The sequence below is a fragment of the Paenibacillus sp. FSL R5-0519 genome, assembly GCF_037974275.1.
Lineage (GTDB): Bacteria > Bacillota > Bacilli > Paenibacillales > Paenibacillaceae > Paenibacillus.
The window spans coordinates 6,211,659-6,228,759 of record NZ_CP150234.1 but is presented as its reverse complement, the minus strand read 5'-3'; the positions used below and the strand labels follow the sequence as shown (position 1 = coordinate 6,228,759).

General features: G+C 48.5%; 14 protein-coding genes, 17 tRNA genes and 1 rRNA gene. 27 read left to right on the top strand and 5 right to left on the bottom strand.

Translation table 11 applies throughout. From position 1 onward, the window contains the following. The first annotated feature begins 34 nt into the window (after positions 1–34). The 18 genes from rrf (at position 35) to MKY73_RS27920 (ending at position 1,813) form a co-directional block, all read left to right on the top strand. Positions 35–151, top strand: a 5S ribosomal RNA gene (gene rrf, locus MKY73_RS28005). A 59-nt stretch (positions 152–210) separates the two neighbouring features. Continuing rightward, positions 211–284 (top strand) — tRNA-Ile (locus MKY73_RS28000). A gap of 34 nt (positions 285–318) precedes the next feature. Continuing rightward, positions 319–394 (top strand) — tRNA-Ala (locus MKY73_RS27995). A 1-nt stretch (position 395) separates the two neighbouring features. Then, positions 396–471, top strand: a tRNA-Asn gene (locus tag MKY73_RS27990). 3 nt (positions 472–474) lie between these two features. Next, a tRNA-Ser gene (locus MKY73_RS27985) sits at positions 475–566 on the top strand. Between the two features lie 17 nt (positions 567–583). Continuing rightward, a tRNA-Glu gene (locus MKY73_RS27980) sits at positions 584–655 on the top strand. Between the two features lie 7 nt (positions 656–662). Continuing rightward, a tRNA-Val gene (locus MKY73_RS27975) sits at positions 663–738 on the top strand. Positions 739–755: 17 nt separating this feature from the next. Continuing rightward, positions 756–829 (top strand) — tRNA-Met (locus tag MKY73_RS27970). 25 nt (positions 830–854) lie between these two features. Further along, positions 855–932: transfer RNA gene (locus tag MKY73_RS27965), tRNA-Asp, on the top strand. A gap of 22 nt (positions 933–954) precedes the next feature. Beyond that, a tRNA-Thr gene (locus tag MKY73_RS27960) sits at positions 955–1,030 on the top strand. Positions 1,031–1,127: 97 nt separating this feature from the next. Continuing rightward, positions 1,128–1,203: transfer RNA gene (locus MKY73_RS27955), tRNA-His, on the top strand. Positions 1,204–1,214: 11 nt separating this feature from the next. Next, positions 1,215–1,289 (top strand) — tRNA-Gln (locus MKY73_RS27950). Between the two features lie 12 nt (positions 1,290–1,301). Beyond that, positions 1,302–1,377, top strand: a tRNA-Lys gene (locus MKY73_RS27945). A gap of 9 nt (positions 1,378–1,386) precedes the next feature. Further along, positions 1,387–1,474 (top strand) — tRNA-Leu (locus tag MKY73_RS27940). 8 nt (positions 1,475–1,482) lie between these two features. Then, positions 1,483–1,557 (top strand) — tRNA-Gly (locus MKY73_RS27935). A 5-nt stretch (positions 1,558–1,562) separates the two neighbouring features. Next, positions 1,563–1,639, top strand: a tRNA-Arg gene (locus MKY73_RS27930). A gap of 16 nt (positions 1,640–1,655) precedes the next feature. Further along, a tRNA-Pro gene (locus MKY73_RS27925) sits at positions 1,656–1,729 on the top strand. 13 nt (positions 1,730–1,742) lie between these two features. Then, positions 1,743–1,813 (top strand) — tRNA-Gly (locus MKY73_RS27920). 209 nt (positions 1,814–2,022) lie between these two features. Here the strand turns inward: MKY73_RS27920 and MKY73_RS27915 are convergent. Then, on the bottom strand, positions 2,023–2,883 hold the full coding sequence (locus MKY73_RS27915; RefSeq protein WP_339304681.1) for a hypothetical protein: 861 nt from the start codon (positions 2,881–2,883) through the stop codon (positions 2,023–2,025). Between the two features lie 128 nt (positions 2,884–3,011). Continuing rightward, on the bottom strand, positions 3,012–3,938 hold the full coding sequence (locus MKY73_RS27910; protein ID WP_339304679.1) for a LysR family transcriptional regulator: 927 nt from the start codon (positions 3,936–3,938) through the stop codon (positions 3,012–3,014). A gap of 384 nt (positions 3,939–4,322) precedes the next feature. Here MKY73_RS27910 and MKY73_RS27905 point away from each other — a divergent pair, with 384 nt between their 5' ends. From MKY73_RS27905 to MKY73_RS27890, 4 genes are all read left to right on the top strand, one after another. Further along, positions 4,323–5,339 (top strand): ABC transporter ATP-binding protein, encoded by a 1,017-nt coding sequence (locus tag MKY73_RS27905; RefSeq protein WP_339304678.1) that lies wholly within the window; start codon positions 4,323–4,325, stop codon positions 5,337–5,339. A 79-nt stretch (positions 5,340–5,418) separates the two neighbouring features. Beyond that, on the top strand, positions 5,419–6,492 hold the full coding sequence (locus MKY73_RS27900) for an ABC transporter substrate-binding protein (RefSeq protein ID WP_339304676.1): 1,074 nt from the start codon (positions 5,419–5,421) through the stop codon (positions 6,490–6,492). A gap of 135 nt (positions 6,493–6,627) precedes the next feature. Next, complete coding sequence (locus MKY73_RS27895) at positions 6,628–8,298, top strand: iron ABC transporter permease (RefSeq protein WP_339308785.1); 1,671 nt, start codon at positions 6,628–6,630, stop codon at positions 8,296–8,298. After that, a complete protein-coding gene (locus MKY73_RS27890) occupies positions 8,295–9,929 on the top strand; it encodes an MBL fold metallo-hydrolase (RefSeq protein ID WP_339304675.1) in 1,635 nt (544 codons plus the stop codon). Before MKY73_RS27895 ends, MKY73_RS27890 begins: the two co-directional genes overlap by 4 nt. Before the next feature lie 91 nt (positions 9,930–10,020). Here MKY73_RS27890 and MKY73_RS27885 read toward each other — a convergent pair whose 3' ends face one another. Then, a complete protein-coding gene (locus MKY73_RS27885; protein ID WP_339304674.1) occupies positions 10,021–10,686 on the bottom strand; it encodes a DUF4097 family beta strand repeat-containing protein in 666 nt (221 codons plus the stop codon). Between the two features lie 167 nt (positions 10,687–10,853). Between MKY73_RS27885 and MKY73_RS27880 the strand changes: the two genes are divergently transcribed. The 5 genes from MKY73_RS27880 (at position 10,854) to MKY73_RS27860 (ending at position 14,876) form a co-directional block, all read left to right on the top strand. Next, positions 10,854–11,012: a hypothetical protein gene (locus MKY73_RS27880; protein WP_339239160.1), complete on the top strand. Its 159-nt coding sequence runs from the start codon at positions 10,854–10,856 to the stop codon at positions 11,010–11,012. Positions 11,013–11,034: 22 nt separating this feature from the next. Next, positions 11,035–11,799, top strand: a complete 765-nt coding sequence (locus tag MKY73_RS27875) for a MerR family transcriptional regulator (protein ID WP_339304672.1) — start codon at positions 11,035–11,037, stop codon at positions 11,797–11,799. Further along, entirely contained in the window at positions 11,789–12,451 is a 663-nt protein-coding gene (locus tag MKY73_RS27870) for a GAP family protein (RefSeq protein ID WP_339304670.1), read from the top strand. The genes MKY73_RS27875 and MKY73_RS27870 overlap by 11 nt, the downstream gene beginning before the upstream one ends. 229 nt (positions 12,452–12,680) lie before the next feature. Further along, positions 12,681–13,910, top strand: a complete 1,230-nt coding sequence (locus MKY73_RS27865) for an anhydro-N-acetylmuramic acid kinase (protein ID WP_339304668.1) — start codon at positions 12,681–12,683, stop codon at positions 13,908–13,910. A 126-nt stretch (positions 13,911–14,036) separates the two neighbouring features. Beyond that, a complete protein-coding gene (locus tag MKY73_RS27860) occupies positions 14,037–14,876 on the top strand; it encodes a MurR/RpiR family transcriptional regulator (protein ID WP_339242872.1) in 840 nt (279 codons plus the stop codon). A gap of 151 nt (positions 14,877–15,027) precedes the next feature. Here MKY73_RS27860 and murQ read toward each other — a convergent pair whose 3' ends face one another. Then, a complete protein-coding gene (gene murQ / locus MKY73_RS27855) occupies positions 15,028–15,933 on the bottom strand; it encodes an N-acetylmuramic acid 6-phosphate etherase (protein WP_339304666.1) in 906 nt (301 codons plus the stop codon). A 22-nt stretch (positions 15,934–15,955) separates the two neighbouring features. Beyond that, complete coding sequence (locus MKY73_RS27850; RefSeq protein WP_339304665.1) at positions 15,956–16,918, bottom strand: BadF/BadG/BcrA/BcrD ATPase family protein; 963 nt, start codon at positions 16,916–16,918, stop codon at positions 15,956–15,958. Positions 16,919–17,101 lie beyond the last annotated feature (183 nt).

The window sequence follows — 17,101 nt, the reverse complement described above, 5'->3', positions numbered from 1 at the left end:
TTCAGAGAACGAACTCTGAAATGTAAGCTATGCGTTTGGTGGCGATGGCGGAGGGGTTCCACACGTACCCATCCCGAACACGACCGTTAAGCCCTCTAGCGCCGATGGTACTTGGACCGCAGGGTCCTGGGAGAGTAGGACGCCGCCAAGCGATTTCCCTTTGGGGTATTTTTTTTGCCCCCCTTGTCAAGGAATAAGGGATATATATTAGGGCCCTTAGCTCAGTTGGTTAGAGCGCACCTCTGATAAGGGTGAGGCCGGTGGTTCGAGTCCACCAGGGCCCATAGCAAGACCACAACAAAAAACAAACCAGAGTATGGGGCCATAGCTCAGCTGGGAGAGCGCCTGCCTTGCAAGCAGGAGGTCAGCGGTTCGATCCCGCTTGGCTCCACCATTCCCTGATAGCTCAGTTGGTAGAGCACTCGACTGTTAATCGAGTTGTCACAGGTTCGAGCCCTGTTCGGGGAGCCATATGGAGAGGTGTCCGAGCTGGCCGAAGGAGCACGATTGGAAATCGTGTAGGCGTCACAAGCGTCTCGAGGGTTCGAATCCCTCTCTCTCCGCCAGATATTTTTTTTAGCAAGGCCCGTTGGTCAAGGGGTTAAGACACCTCCCTTTCACGGAGGTAACAGGGGTTCGAATCCCCTACGGGTCATATAGATGGAGGCTTAGCTCAGCTGGGAGAGCATCTGCCTTACAAGCAGAGGGTCGGGGGTTCGATCCCCTCAGCCTCCACCATATTATTTTTTTAACGACGCGGGGTGGAGCAGCCCGGTAGCTCGTCGGGCTCATAACCCGAAGGCCGCAGGTTCAAATCCTGCCCCCGCAATTCACTTTCCTTGAGAAAGTATTATGGAACCGTGGTGTAGTTGGCCTAACATGCCTGCCTGTCACGCAGGAGATCGCGGGTTCGAATCCCGTCGGTTCCGCCATTTTTAATTAAACATACACCATGCCGGTGTAGCTCAACTGGTAGAGCAACTGACTTGTAATCAGTAGGTTGGGGGTTCAAGTCCTCTCGCCGGCACCATTTTTAGTATTTACATCTGAATTTGTAATTGAATGTATATTATAGATGCAGTTGTTAATACTAAGATACTCTTAGTGGATGAATGGCTTACTCTATGGCGATCGTGGCGAAGTGGTTAACGCACCGGTTTGTGGATCCGGCATTCGGGGGTTCAATTCCCCTCGATCGCCCCATGATTTTTTAATGGGGATTAGCCAAGCGGTAAGGCAACGGACTTTGACTCCGTCATGCATAGGTTCAAATCCTATATCCCCAGCCATTTCATTATTTTGAGTCATTAGCTCAGTTGGTAGAGCACCTGACTTTTAATCAGGGTGTCGAAGGTTCGAGCCCTTCATGACTCACCATTATATTTTGCGGTCGTGGCGGAATTGGCAGACGCGCACGGTTCAGGTCCGTGTGGGCTAACCCCCCGTGGAGGTTCGAGTCCTCTCGACCGCACCATATGTTTTGCGGAAGTGGCTCAGCGGTAGAGCATCGCCTTGCCAAGGCGAGGGTCGCGGGTTCGATTCCCGTCTTCCGCTCCATATTTGCGCCCTTAGCTCAGCTGGATAGAGCGTTTGACTACGAATCAAAAGGCCGGGAGTTCGAATCTCTCAGGGCGCGCCATTATTTTCATAAGTATCGGGATGTAGCTCAGCTTGGTAGAGCACCTGGTTTGGGACCAGGGGGTCGCATGTTCAAATCGTGTCATCCCGATTTTTTTTATTATGCGGGTGTAGTTCAATGGTAGAACTTTAGCCTTCCAAGCTAATAGCGTGGGTTCGATTCCCATCACCCGCTTCCTAGATATATTGAAAGAGCTCTTGCTTATTGCAGGGGCTCTTTTTGTATTAGTCATTTAAACTCTTAATTAGTAAACTCTAAATTAGCTTACTGTAACTGTATAAGTATCTTAATTCACTTAATTCAAGGAACGACAAAAGCTCCGCTTTCTACGATGCACGCAGGAAGAGGAGCTTGCGATGTTTCATTAGTACGATGACGAATAATTAGTATCTTTCAAGAATCGTCTGTGTCTTCAAGCCATCGGCAGGAATCAGCCAGTTGTTGTTCTCCAGCAATTGCAGCAGTTGGGTACGGAGTCCGGATACGGCTACAGTATCATCGGTTTTGAAAGAGACCTCTACGATATTCTCAATACCTGTACCTGCTGCGTTGCGGATCGGCCATACTTCGAGTGTAAGTTCTTGTCCATTCCATGTACCTTCATAACGTTGGAATGTGATCGGGCCATATGCACGGGATTGCGTCAGCTGCTGCTTGCCCCAGTTGGAGGCAGACCAGTTTTTCAATTTGCCCGGAAGCTTGTCCAGTAACATGTTCAAGGCTTCTTGCTCTGTAGGAAGTTGAACACCTGTTGCGTTGGTATCGACTTTTTTCGTGTTGGAGAAGCTTAGCGTTTGTTTGCCGTATCCCCAATCAATCTCAGCCTCGTAATTATCATCTGATTTATCGAATCCTTCTTGGTTAGCCAGAGTCAGCGCTGCGTTGATGTCGCCATTGATTACAGGGTAGCGTTTTTTATAAGTCAATTCGTAGTTATTCTTGTCATCCTTTTTGCGAAAACGAACGTTCCATCCTTGCTCATCCAGTCCGAGCGCATTGGTGTCAAAGTACTCTACGTTAATGTTTCTTGGCGTGGAACTCAGGCCGAGGGTCTGAATCACTTCACTGCGTGGTGTTCCATCTGTATTCAACACCAGTTCCGGCTTGGCCAGAAACTTCACTTCATAAGTAGGAACAGCATTGGCAGCAGCTGAAGCCTGGGGCGCTCCCAGAAACGTCAGTCCACTTCCCAATGTTACGATGCTTAGCATGAATGAGGCGGTTACCTTTTTCCACTTTTTCAAAACCAATCACTCTCCTAATCTGGATTAACGTACAGCTCCCACTTTATCGTCCGAGTATCTGAACGCGATTAACGGGGAGCGCACATTGCGTTAACCCTGCATAGATTTGATGAATGGCAAACGATAGTTTATAGAGGATCAGGGCCATGAGCTATGGAAACAGGGAAGCTGTGACTCACCTCTCGCAGCACCTCTTTGAAGCGGTTTACCTGAACTGAAGGGCGGCGGTCCTTGTTATGTACGGTGTATATATGGCGGGGCGCCTGCTCTCCCGGAATGGGAAGAACCTGAATGAGCCCGTGCTGTTCCTCCCACTGTACTGCCATTCGTGACATGAACGAGACATGCCCCCCAATTAACACAAGCTGTTTGATGGCTTCCAGGGAATCCATCTCCACCGTACTCCTCAAACGAATGTCATGTTGCGCGAGCCATTGGTTGGTTAGTCGCCGAGTACTGGATTCGTTGCCATGTAGGGCAAATGGGATCTGAGCAATATGCTCAGGCGTCAATGGTTCCTTCTGGGCCAACCCATGCTGTGGAGAGCAGATTAATACCAAGTCATCCTCACATAACGTCTCAGCATGCAGCGCGGGTCCGACAAACGGCTCAGAAGAGATCACCCCCAGATCAATCTGATGCCGAATTATCATCTCGCGAATAACGGGTGATGGTTTGACGGATAAGACGATACGAATGCCAGGGAATTCTTGAGAAAAGGTGTTGAGTATAGCGGGCAGCAGATATGTAGCTGCTACATAGCTTGCCCCAATGTGCAGAGTGCCCCGATATAGACTGTCATATTCTTTTACTATCCGCCTTGCCTCTTGGGTCAGGGCATTGATTTTGACGGAATAGTGGAGCAGCGCCTGTCCGGCCTCCGTTAGAAAAGTCTTGCCACTGCGCGATTCGAATAATCGCACGCCCATCTCTTCCTCCAAAGACTTCATATGAAATGTAACGGTGGGTTGTTTGATCCCCAGTAACTCGGCCACGCTTGTCATGTGGTGATGCTTGTCGATTAGCTCAACAATTTGCAGTTTGATCAGATTCAATGTCCCAACACTCCTCTCACTTCTACTAGCCCAATATATAAGATGATCTAATATTTTTCATAAAGACGGAGAGTACAGAACCAATCTGAAGAAGCGGAGCGTTCGCCTTTATCCCCGGATTTCTCCCTTTATAAAGGGAAAATAAGAAATCTGGGGATAACAGCGATCGGAAGATGGTGCTGTAATCGGAGCGACAACATGAAAATTAATTTAGTTCACCTACTATAGATTTAATCTATGAACATCAACAGAATTCATCTAAAAAGTTAATTCCAATTTTACATACAAGACATACAACTCGCGAAAGCGGACGTTAGACTGAGAACAGTGCAAGAGATGAAGTAACAAAAGAGATCAAGTAACAGAAGACAGGCAGGGATGCTTATGAAATTAGAGATAACGGGAATTCAAAAATCATTTAATCAAACCCCCGCACTGTTGCCGACAGATCTAACGCTTGAACATGGAAAGTTCACAACACTGCTCGGCCCATCGGGCTGTGGCAAAACAACACTGCTCCGCATGTTGGCCGGGCTGGAACAGCCGGATGCGGGGGAGATTCGTGCAGATGGTGAGTATATCTACTCTGCGGCGAAGCGGATTGATATACCGACACACAAGCGTAATCTGGGCATGGTGTTTCAGGATTTTGCATTATGGCCGCATATGACCGTATATGAAAATGTAGCATTTGGCCTGAAGGCCGGAAAACAGAAATTCGATCTGCGGCAAAAGGTGAATGAAGCCCTTGGCATGGTTCGCCTGCAAGGCATGGAAGATCGATATCCTCATCAGCTGTCTGGTGGACAGCAGCAACGGGTTGCTTTTGCCAGAGCCGTAGCCGTCAGACCTGGTGTAATCCTGTTCGATGAGCCACTGAGTGCACTGGATGCTGTACTTCGGGAAGAGATGCGGATTGAGATGATGTCGCTTGTTCGGGACATGGGACTGACTGCGCTGTACGTCACACATGATCAGATCGAGGCAATGTCGATGTCGGATGAGATTGTGGTGATGCAGAAGGGGCGGATATTGCAAAAAGGAAGCCCGGAAACGATCTACTCGGCGCCAAGTGATCCGTATGTCGCTTCGTTTATCGGAAAGTCCAACTGGCTCACGCCTAATCAATCGATGGTGCGTCCAGAGCATGTCACCTGGAACAAAACAGGTCATGACGATCTGTGTTATCCGGGAACTGTACTCAGCGTCAGCTATGTAGGTGAACGCTACGAAGTGCGGGTGCAGATGGAAGGGCTCGGCGTATGGACAGCCTATATGAACCAGAGAGTACGCGTAGGCGAGAAGGCTCAGCTCTATGTTGCTCCCGAGTGGATATGCCGCATGGATGGACAGGATGTCGAAACTGTGAATCACCGTGAAGTGATCGCAGCAGCAAATTAGGGATGAATTGATGTGTGAATGCAATCAAAAGCACTACAGATTGAACAACTTAATCGGAAACCAGGGGAGATGGATGAATATGTTGGGGATGAAAACACGGAAAAAGAGTGCAATGCTGTTATTAACTGCGGTAATGAGTATCAGTTTGTTCGGATGTAGTACGGGGAACACAACCACAGGCAATGCAGCACAACCCGCAAGTGAGGGAAACACAGCAGCGGCGGCGGAAACAACGAAACCGGCTGGCGGCAAGTTGGTATTGTACAGTGCTGGCCCACAGAAACTGGCCGATAACATTGTGAGTGGATTTACAGACAAAACAGGAATCGAAGTCGAGATGTTCCAGGGAACAACTGGAAAAATTCTGGCTCGTATGGAAGCTGAGAAATCCAATCCGGTAGCAGACGTTGTAATCCTGGCCTCCTTGCCTTCAGCACAGGCTTTGAAAGCCGATGGTTTGACGATGCCTTACCCCGAAGCAGCCAATGCGGACAAGCTGAACAAGGACTGGTCGGATGCAGAAGGCAACTATTTTAGCAGCAGTGCTTCCGCACTGGGTATTGTGTATAACACCAAACTGGTATCTACCCCGCCAACAAGTTGGGCAGATCTTGCTACGCCTGCGTGGAAAGATGCAGTGAACATTCCCGACCCTACATTATCAGGCTCAGCACTTGACTTCATCACAGGATACCTGAGTGCGAATGGTGAAAAAGGATGGGATCTGATGAGTGCCTACAAAGCGAATGGAGTAGCAATGGCAGGAGCCAATCAGGAAGCCCTTGATCCGGTGATTACAGGTGCGAAAAGCATTGTAGCCGCGGGTGTGGACTACATGGCGTATTCCTCCAAGGCAAAAGGTGAACCACTGGATATCGTATATCCGGAAGAAGGCACGGTAATCAGCCCAAGACCGGCAGCAATTCTAAAATCCAGTCCGAATGTAGAGAATGCCAAAGCGTTCATTGATTACTTGTTGTCTGATGAAGCACAGAAGCTCGTTACAGATGCTTATCTAATCCCGGGCCGCGAAGATATTGAAGCGACTAACCGCGCCAATGTGAAGGATATCCCACAACTTAAAGTGGATTGGAACTGGATGAGCGAACATGGCGAAGAGACAGCAGCGCGTTTTTCCGAGACGTTTAAATAAGAGTACTTTTGCATAAATCCAAAGAACGTCTTTCAATAAGCAAGGTATGGATCGAAATAATTCATTCTATTCGTCTAAATCATACCTGCTGTCTGTGGAAAGTCATGTGAGGTGAACGTAGTGAAACCTGTTGTTATGGACAACAACCGTATTTTTCGGAGAGTGGGCGTGATTCTGGCCCTCTTTCTGCTGACCATAAGTATTGGCGTGCCGCTCTTGCTGATCTTCTGGCAAAGTGTGTATGTGGACGGACAATGGGACTGGATGGCCCCGATTCGCACGATTACAGGACATCATCTGTCGGGTGTACTGCTGAATTCCGTCTGGCTTGGCATCTGCGTTGTGGCGGTAACCACGCTGCTGGCGCTGCCGCTGGCCTGGATGATGGCAAAGACCCGGATGGGCGAGCATCGCTGGGTCGATGTCATCCTGATGATTCCGTTCATGACTCCGCCGTATATCGGTTCTATGGGATGGATCCTATTTATGCAAAAAGGGGGATACCTCCAACAGTGGATACCCTCTTCTGCAAATTGGAGTGAAATGTTCTTCAGCTTCTGGGGCATGGTGCTCATTATGAGCCTGCACCTGTTCCCATTCCTGTATCTGCTGCTTCGTGATGCACTGATCCGCATCGGCGGAAATCTGGAAGAAGCGGGGGCTGTGCACGGTGCACGTGCAGGGTACCGTTTCAGACGCATTATTTTACCCTTATTGTTGTCGTCCTACGGTATGGGGATCATGCTGGTCTTTGTCAAAACGATTGCGGAATTCGGTACACCGGCAACCTTCGGGCGCAAGATTGGCTATTATGTCATGACCTCCGAAATTCATAAGTACATCTCCAGTTGGCCGATTGATTTCGGCAAGGCGACTTCGCTGGCATCGGTGCTGCTGTCCGTCTGTCTGGTGATGTGGTATATGCAGTCTGCCATGAGTCGAAAGTTCACGTATCGTCTGGTGGGTGGTAAAGGGCAACGTTCGAAGCGATATTCCCTTCGTGGGGGAGCAGGATGGTTGTGCGGAGTGTATCTTGCGATCCTGTTGATCCTGTCGGTAGGCATTCCGTATTTCTCCATCATTGCCGCTTCGACCATGAAGCTGCGGGGATCGGGAATTGCTTTTGATAATCTCACCTTGGATCATTACAAAGAGCTCTTATCTTGGGGATCAGTGAGTATGAAGGCCATCGGGAACAGTCTCGGTCTATCTCTCGCGGCTTCAACCGTTGCTGTTGTTATTGGTACGGGTTTTGCGCTCGCGATCGGCAGATCATCTTCATTCATGCAGCGTGTGATTGACTTGTTCAGTCTGTTGCCTAATACGGTGCCGGGTATCGTGATGGTTGTGGGTCTGATTCTCTTCTGGAATTCACCCTGGATGCCAGTCACGTTGTATAACACCTACGGCATGGTTGTTCTCACGTACGTTGTTCTCTTCTTGCCTTACACCGTGCAGTATGTAAAATCGAGCTTTACCCAGATTGACGGAACATTGTTCCAGGCGGGTCAAGTGTTCGGCGGGAAGCCGCTGTATATTCTGCGGCGAATCCTGATCCCATTGATTCTGCCCGGCATGCTCGCGGGTTGGATGATGACCTTTACGATTGCTACCCGAGAGCTGGTAGGTTCGTTGTTGATTCTTCCACCGTCCATGCAGACGTCGGCGACGTATATTTTTGCCCAGTTTGAACAAGGTCAGGTATCACTCGGAATGGCGATGGCCGTTGTGACTGTAGGCATGACGGTGATGATGCTGCTTGGAATCGAGATGCTGAATTCAAAGAGAAAGTGGAATGCATCATGATCAAACTGAATGTATGGGGCGGTGCAGGGGAACATGGACGTTCCGCCTATCTTCTGAGCGGGAGCCGGTTTCGCCTTTTGCTCGATTGTGGTGTCAAAAAAGAAGGCGCAGGCCAGTATCCGCTGATTGACCCGGAGATTGTCCCACAACTGGACGCGGTCCTCTTGTCCCACGCCCATGAGGATCACTCAGTTGCCATCCCTTTGCTGTATAAGATGGGCTACCAGGGTGAAGTGTGGACGACAAGGGAGACGAGGGAGCAGCTGGGTACGTATTTTCGGGCATGGCGCAGCAATATGGAACGTGCAGGATATGTAATACCCTATGATGAAACGGACGAGCAGCGTATTCGATACAGGTTCTTGGAGAACGAAGCCGAGCGAGGTCATTGGTTTGAAATCATACCTGGGGTAGCGGCAATCTGGGGGCGCAGCGGGCATCTGGCTGGTTCGGTCTGGTTCGGTCTTGAGATGGAGGGCAAGCGGGTTCTGTACTCCGGCGATTATACGTCGGAGTCCATGCTTCTAGAGGATGATGATGTGGCTGACGGATTCCGGTGGGCAGACCTGAATCGCCATAGCCGCGTAGGGGTTGTCCCTGCTCCAGTTCAAAGCCTTCAGGATATGTCCAACTTCAACGCGCCCAATGTTAAAACGGATGCGAACAGCGAACAGGTCAGCGAAATGGTACTTGGTCAAGCTATGGGACAGATACTGGTTGATCAATCAGCATATGCTCAGACCCTTGCTGCTACAGGATCTACCGGATCAGAGACAGCACTAGGCTCATCTGCATTGTTACACAGCAACATCCTTACCGAACAAATGCACAGGAGAGAAAGTATAGAAGCCATGGCATCCATGACTGACTCATCCCAGGTTAAGCTTGATCTGGCGATCGTAGATGCTGCCTATGGTACGGACCAGGATACGCAGGTCGATAAACTGCAACAACTGGAGAGCGCGATCAGCAGTACGCTTGCTCGGGGTGGCAAGGTTTTATTGCCTATGCCTGCGGTGGGCCGCGGCCAGGAGATTATTCTGTGGGCGCAGCAATGTTTTCAGGACGTCCCCATGATTGTGGAACAGAAGCTGGTGGATGGGATGACACAGTTACATCGTGTTCCCTATTGGCTCAGGACGGAAGAGCGGATTGGGGAAGTTTCGCCTGCGGACAGCATCGATCATTTTCTGAGCGGAGAAGGTTGGGCAAAGACATCTACCGAAGAAGAGCGTCTGCAGTTGCTGGAACAACATCATGCTTCCCTATGGTTTGTGCCGGACGGCATGATGCAGTCCTCGCTTGCACGTTGGTACTATGAGAAATGGGCATCGGATGAGAAAAATCTGATTCTGCTCACCGGGCATGTTGCCGCTGGAACTTTTGCTGATGAGTTATTGAAAAATTCAGAAGAGTATGGCGAATGTGAAGTTAGTAAATTGCGTTACAAAGTTCATCAGGGTTGGAGGGATGTGGAGCAGATGTTGGGCCGGATATCGGCACGGCATACCGTGCTTGTGCATACCGACCTTGCGGAGACGGAACGGTTGAGACAAGGTTTGCTTGATGAAGGTTCATCTGCGGAAGCTGATATCCATGCGTTGTCTCCGGGAGATGAGTTATTCTTTTAATAGTTGCACATCTGATTTTAGTACATCCGAGGCGCCTTTGTGCGCCTCTTTTTGTCTTTTCAATTGAAATGTATTGCAAGATAGACATGTCTTATTGAATCGATATATTACCTGATTTGGTGAGGATATGGACTTGATATGTCCCTTGCCCTGTAGTGCCTTTGGAGGTGTGTTTGTTATCACTAACCTGCTGCAAGTCGAGGGAGTGAGAACGTCTGCCACTTCGAGATTCCATGGTCCAGCTCACATTTGGATTTTCTTCCACTACGCTCAGTGTGATATTACCGCTAGTTGAGGCAAGGTGAATGTTGGATAGAATACGTTCAGCAGTCAGTTCAATTGAACCACTAGTCCCGTCAACCCACAAGTTGGATTGGATATGGTTGATCTGGACTTTTCCGGATGAACTGTTAATACGCAGATCACCTTCATAATGAAGTGGGACTCTAACCGTGATCACAGGTGTGTTCGCCAGATTAAAGATCCGAACCATATGATTACTTGCAGAGATCCTTACGTCTCTGTGGCCGCGGACCATATTAAAAACGGGTTTATGATCATATGCGTTACTTGATACTTCCAGAGAGGTAATATCGGGTACAGTCTCCACGGTTATTGGAGTACTCCCATTATCTATTGAGATGAGGTCAATGGAATTCAGGGATGCCTTTTGTGTGTCGGTAATGGCGCTACTGGATAAGCTACAGGATGTTAAAACAAAGAGCAGACAGAAGCATAAGGAAATAACTTTTGTCATCAGATCACCTCCGGTATGAGTTTGAATTTTGTATGACTTCATGTTATATGATGACGTAACGTCAGGATCAAGGTGTTTTCCGAAAAAATAGGGGTTGAAGTTGACGTAACGTCATTATGTATAATGGTCACGAATTCAGTTATATAGGGAAAAGGAGGGTAATAATCATGAAAACGGAAGATATTCTCATATATAGTTGTGTTATTATCGGTGCAGGTATAGGACTAATCATGAATCATGTATTTCCAGGTGTGTTAATTGGGCTGGGGGTAGGCTATCTATTGAAATATACGATGATAGACGGGAAAAAGAAAAATGATATATGAGCTGTAGGAGGTGTATAACGCATTGTATATTCATATTCATGAACTCGCGCACAGAACGGGAATGACAGTGAGAACATTACGATATTACGACTCGATTGACCTCTTAAGTCCTTCCTCCAAAACGGAAGGGGGGCACAGATTATATGTAGAAGAGGATTTAAAGAAGCTACAGCAGATTCAATTTTTCAAAAATATGGGCTACTCGCTAAAAGAAATTCGGGAGATGCTCACCGATAAGTCATGGAATTGGGAACAGTCTCTAAGGAATCAACTTTCCTATATTATAGAAGAACAACAGCGGTTGAATTCTATGGCCTCATCTCTGAGAGAAATGTTAAACAGCCTTATAATGGAGCAAGGTAATAAGCAAGATACGCTTGAGAAGCTGATTCAGCTCTCCAAGCCAAATATGGACAGGCTACGATCATATAAAGAAAACAGCTTTAGCCATGATGAGCTGGAATTATGGGAGAAACTGCCCCGTATGCAAGGTAATGATCCCGATTCTCTGGAATGGATTGCACTGATTGGCCAGTTAAAAAGTCATATGAATAATGCCCCTGATGCCGATAAAGTCCAGAATGTAATTCGTCGTATGATGGAGAAACAGCAGGAGCAGTTTGGGGGAGAGGACGCTTTTTTGGAGAAACTGTGGGATGCCAGAAAATCTACTCAAGCATCCAATGAGCTTGGATTTTATCCGTTGGAGCCAGAACTGCTCAATTATATGGAAGCGGCTTATGATATTTATATGGAGAACAAGAGTGGACCTACTCATGAAGGCTGAATTACTGTTTTATATTGGGGGACTTGCACTACTGGATACATTAAGTCCTGCGCTGATTGGTGTAACGTTATATTTAATGATTCAAGAGAACCGGCGTTTTGGCTCACGGCTCATGATCTACGTAGTGACCGTCATGTTTTTATACTTGGTCCTGGGCTGTTTACTGATGGTAGGATTGGAGCTGTTACAAGCAATCTTCACGTCATTTTTTCAACATAAAGTTGTGAGCTGGGCCCTTTTGATCGTAGGAGGAATACTCTTTACAGGGAGTTTCTGGGTCAAACCGAAGGCAGGTGGAAGAAAGAAATATCGAGTTCCCCGTTCCACGGGGTTCAAGGGATTACTTGTCATGGGCATCTCTACATTTTTGTTGGAAGCAGGAACAGCTCTTCCCTATTATACTGCGGTAAGTCTGATGATCACGGAGGGAATTCCAATAACGGGATGGATACTCATTCTTATTGGATATAATCTAATCATGATCACGCCACCCCTTGTGATCTATGTGTTGCATACATGGCTGGGTTCCAGGATACAGGGGATCGTGGAAAAGCTGCAAAGAAAACTGGAGGAACAGTCCGGTTCAGTTCTCTCCTGGATGATGTGCATTGCAGGGCTGGTTCTGATCTTTAGTGTGCTCGATTATATATAGTGTCTAATGACGAATGAACAGGTTTTCGCTGAGGGCGAGAGCCTGTTTTGGCATACCTTTTATGTCTTTAAATCGGAGAGCGTAGGAAAATATACAAAGAGAGGCGTTAACTTTTATCTGATGTAATTTAATTTCACATAAAGTTTGACTTGTGAAATTTTATATCATATACTGGGTAAAATGTTGGCAGATGATGTGATCATCGGGTCTTGCAGGAGGTTGAAAGTGGATGGATACAGGCAGCTATCCGATGTGGGAGAAGTATCGTTTGAAGCAGGAGCATCTGGTCATTGGACTAATGTCAGGGACGTCTCTGGACGGAACGGATGCGGCGCTGGTGCGTATTCAAACCGATATGAGCGGGGCATTACAACAGATCGAGCTGGTTGATTTCGTCTGTGTGCCGTATTCGAATGAATTGAGAGATGTACTGATCCGGTTATGTTCACCGGGGACAGCTCGTGTCGACGAGCTGACAGCTGCGCATTTTGGTGTATCGGAGTGGTATGCGCATAGTGTTACGGAATTAATGCGGTCTGCCGGCATCTCAACGCAGCAGGTGGATGTGATTAGCATGCATGGACAGACGGTATGGCATGCTCCTGTAGCATCTGCATTTCCAGGGCCAACGGGAGCAAGTATTGATGTGGTATCGACATTGCAGATCGGTGAATGTGCTGTCGTTCGGGAACGGACAGGACTGCCAGTGATTGGCAACCTGCGAGCCAGGGATATGGCGGCTGGTGGGGAGGGGGCTCCGCTTACGCCTTATGCGGATGCTCTGATGTTCCGCAGTCCGACGGAAGGGCGGCTGGTGCAGAATATCGGCGGCATTGGCAATGTGACGGTGCTTCCATCCGAGTCATCTACCGAAGGTATTTCGGCTTTTGATACGGGACCGGGCAATATGGTGATGGATGCCATTGTGCGGCAGGCAACGGACGGGCGGCAGCATTATGATCCGAGTGGAAGCATTGCCGCACAGGGGAAGGTCGATCAGGGTCTGGTAGACCTGTGTTTGGAGGATGAGTATTTCAAACGACTCCCGCCGAAAAGTACCGGGCGGGAAGTATATGGCGCCGCGTATGCAGTGAGACTGATGGAGATGGCCGCAGCACGTTCCTTAACGCTGGAAGATACGCTGGCTACTGCCACCTGTCTGACCGCGGAGACCATCGTGCGTGCAGTGGAGGATTTTATCCTGCCCAAGGTGCACATATCGGCCATGCTCGCCTGCGGTGGTGGCACCTCCAATACCACCTTAATGGAGATGATCCGTCATAGACTTCCAAAGGATATCCGTTTGGAGAGAACAGCAGATTATGGCATACCGGATGATGCTCGGGAAGCCATTGGTTTTGCTTTACTTGGCCATGAGGCACTTATGGGGAGAACCAATACACTTCCGGCAGTAACCGGCGCGAGACATGCCGTAATCTCAGGCAACCTGACACTTTAGTAAGACCTGACCTTCGAATGGAGTTCAGTTATGGAAGGACAAGGAATTCAATTAGACGCGAGTGAAATTATAAGATAAAATGCTTGTACATGAATGCAGTATGGAAAGGAGGAGCGAATGGAGAGCATGAAAGGTGGACTTGTACGTTTACGCGCATTAATGGATGACCTGACCCCATCGGAGCGGAAGATCGGAGCTTATATTCTCGATCACCCACAAGAAACCGTCCAGTCCTCGGTGGCACAGTTATCCGAACGTAGCGGGGGCAGCCCGGCAGCTATTATTCGTCTCTGCAAATCGCTCGGGGTAGCGGGTTTCCAGGAACTGAAGCTTAAGATTGCTGGAGATTTACAGACGGATGAGCAATATAATTATACGGAGATTCGTCCCCAGGACTCCATGGAGAGCATTATTCAGCATGTGTCCGCAAATAATATTCAGTCAGTGAAGGATACGGTTCATATTCTGGACCCACGTCTGGTGGAAAAGGCTGTGGACGTGCTTCATCGGGCAAACCGGATTTTTTTCTATGGGGTAGGGGCCTCGAACCTGATTGCGCTGGATGCACATTACAAGTTCATGCGAATCAATCGCACAAGCTTTTCGTTTGCCGATCCACATATGCAGATTTCGTCTGCAACGACGCTCCGCGAAGATGACGCGGTGGTATGTATCTCGTATTCAGGAGAGACATCGAATGTAATCTCCTGTCTGAAGCATGCTCACGAAGGCGGTGCAGCGACAATCAGCATTACCAAGTGGGGCAGCAATACACTCAGCAGTATGGCGGATGTACCTCTGATGATTACGTCCACCGAAAGTGATATTCGGAGTGGAGCAACATCGTCACGGATTGCTCAGTTGAACGTGATCGACATTTTGTATCTGGCGATTGCCAGTCGCGACTACAACCAGTCGGTGGAATATTTGGAGAAGAGCCGGCAGGCTATTCTGGAGCACAAATGAAGTAGAATCATATGAATCCCCTTTCTGTTTATCATACAGGAGGGGATTTTTTGACGCGAATGATATTGCTTTTCGTATAAAAAAAAGCCCAAAAAGAGCCCAGACTGATGTCAGGCTCTTTCAACTTCAAGGACTATGCGCCCTGCTTGGTTCAGGAAGTACCTGCAATGGCGCTGCGGACAAATCCGTCAGCCAGATCCAGTCTTCGCTGTGCTTCCACGGCGTCCACACCAGCCATCAGCATGACGATTGCCGTTTTTACATGACCGTCTGCACCGGCAAAGGCCTGTTCAATGTCCGCCTCATTCGCTCCGGTTGCCAGATGGATCATGCGTTTGGCCCGATGGACAAGCTTTTCGTTCGAAGGATTCAGATCGACCATGAAATTACGGTAAACTTTGCCTAGACGAATCATGGCAGTAGTGGTGAGCATGTTCAGTATCATTTTCTGGGCGCTGCCTGCCTTCATACGTGTTGATCCCATGACAACCTCCGGGCCCACAACGGCCTCGATGCTCACATCAGCCAAAAGGGTCATCGGCGTACCTGCGTTGTTACTCAGGCTGATCACCGTAGCTCCGATCTCCCTGGCGTGTCTCATCGCACCCAGCACATACGGCGTTCGCCCACTGGCTGCGATGCCAACCACGACATCGTTTTTGTCTAATCCATGTTCATCAAGGTCCGCCGCTCCCAATTCCTCACTATCTTCAGCACCTTCAACGGGGTCCTTCACTGCCCGGAATCCCCCTGCAATAATACCCTGCACCATGGAGGGAGGGGTTCCGTAGGTAGGCGGACATTCCGAAGCATCAAGTATCCCCAATCTTCCACTGGTGCCTGCACCTACATAGAATAGCCTCCCGCCAGACTGAAAGGCCTCCAAGATCCGATCCGCCGCTTGGGCAATGACCGGAATCAGGGGCTGAATAAGCTCTGCAATCCGTTGATCTTCCTTATTAATCAGTTCCATAATTTCTGCCGATGGCAATTCATCTATATGATCCGTTAGTGGATTGGGTTGTTCCGTTACTAATGAGTTCAGCATGTGATTCATCTGTACGGCCTCCTTCTCTCTTTTAGAATGATACATTCAGGGAACGGCATCTTCTTGCCAATAGTGCTGCACCTACCGATGGAGCAGGGGCATCTTCACGATATACAAATTCCAACTCTCCATAATATCCCGATAACTTCTGGATAAATGTATTTCGGAAAAGTGCTGCGTATCGAAACAACGACCCGGACAGGACAACCTGAGTAGATGCAAATTCGGGATGACGGGCAATCAGCGCTTTGGCGGTATCCGCCAATTGTGCGGCCTCATCGATGATCAGTGCCCGGGCAGCCTCGTCCCCGGATTCAGCTGCCTCTATAGCAAGGCGGGCGATGGATGCTGTCTCGCTTTTGCCCCAATTCGTCTGATAGACCAGCGACTTTAGCTCCGATATATCCCGAAGGTTCAGTTTCTTTAGAAGAAGCGGGGTTAAACGGGTTGGAGGAAGAACACCATCATAGCTCTGCATGACCACTTGGAGTGCACGTTGTCCAATACGATAGCCGCTCCCTTCATCTCCTAGCAGATGACCCCAGCCTCCTGCACGGTATCGTTCTCCTTCTAGCGTGAATCCGTACACGATGGACCCTGTTCCAGAGATGCACAATACACCGTGAGTATGTCCGAGAGAGGCCATCAGGGCAATCTCTCCTTCGGATACAACCCAGACAGGGCAGCTTTCTGATCCCTGTCGATTACGACTCTTCATATAGTTATTTACTGCGTCGGCTATAAGTTGCCGTTCTTGCACGGTATCTACACCTGACATACCGAGGCATATACCTTCACAATTTGTCGATAGATCACTTTTTAGATTGAATAGCTGTTCCAGCACTCGTTGCAGTTCGGAAAGGGCCTGTTCCAGGGGTACGCTGTGAGGATTCGTGGGGCCTCCGCTGAGCCGGGCGAGAATCTCGCCAGATTCAGAAATGATTGCTGCATCAGTATTGGTACCGCCTCCATCTACGCCAACATATACTCGCAAAGTGGCTCACCTCGATTGCTTGAGTTTTCTTTTTACATAGTATAGAGGCATAAAATGAAAAAGTAAAATTAAATTTTATATTAAAAAATAATGTTGAATTTTTATTTCAGAGCTCATATAATGAACTCAATCTACAATTTTGGAAGGAATTAATACTGTTAATGTCAACTAAGTTGACGTTAT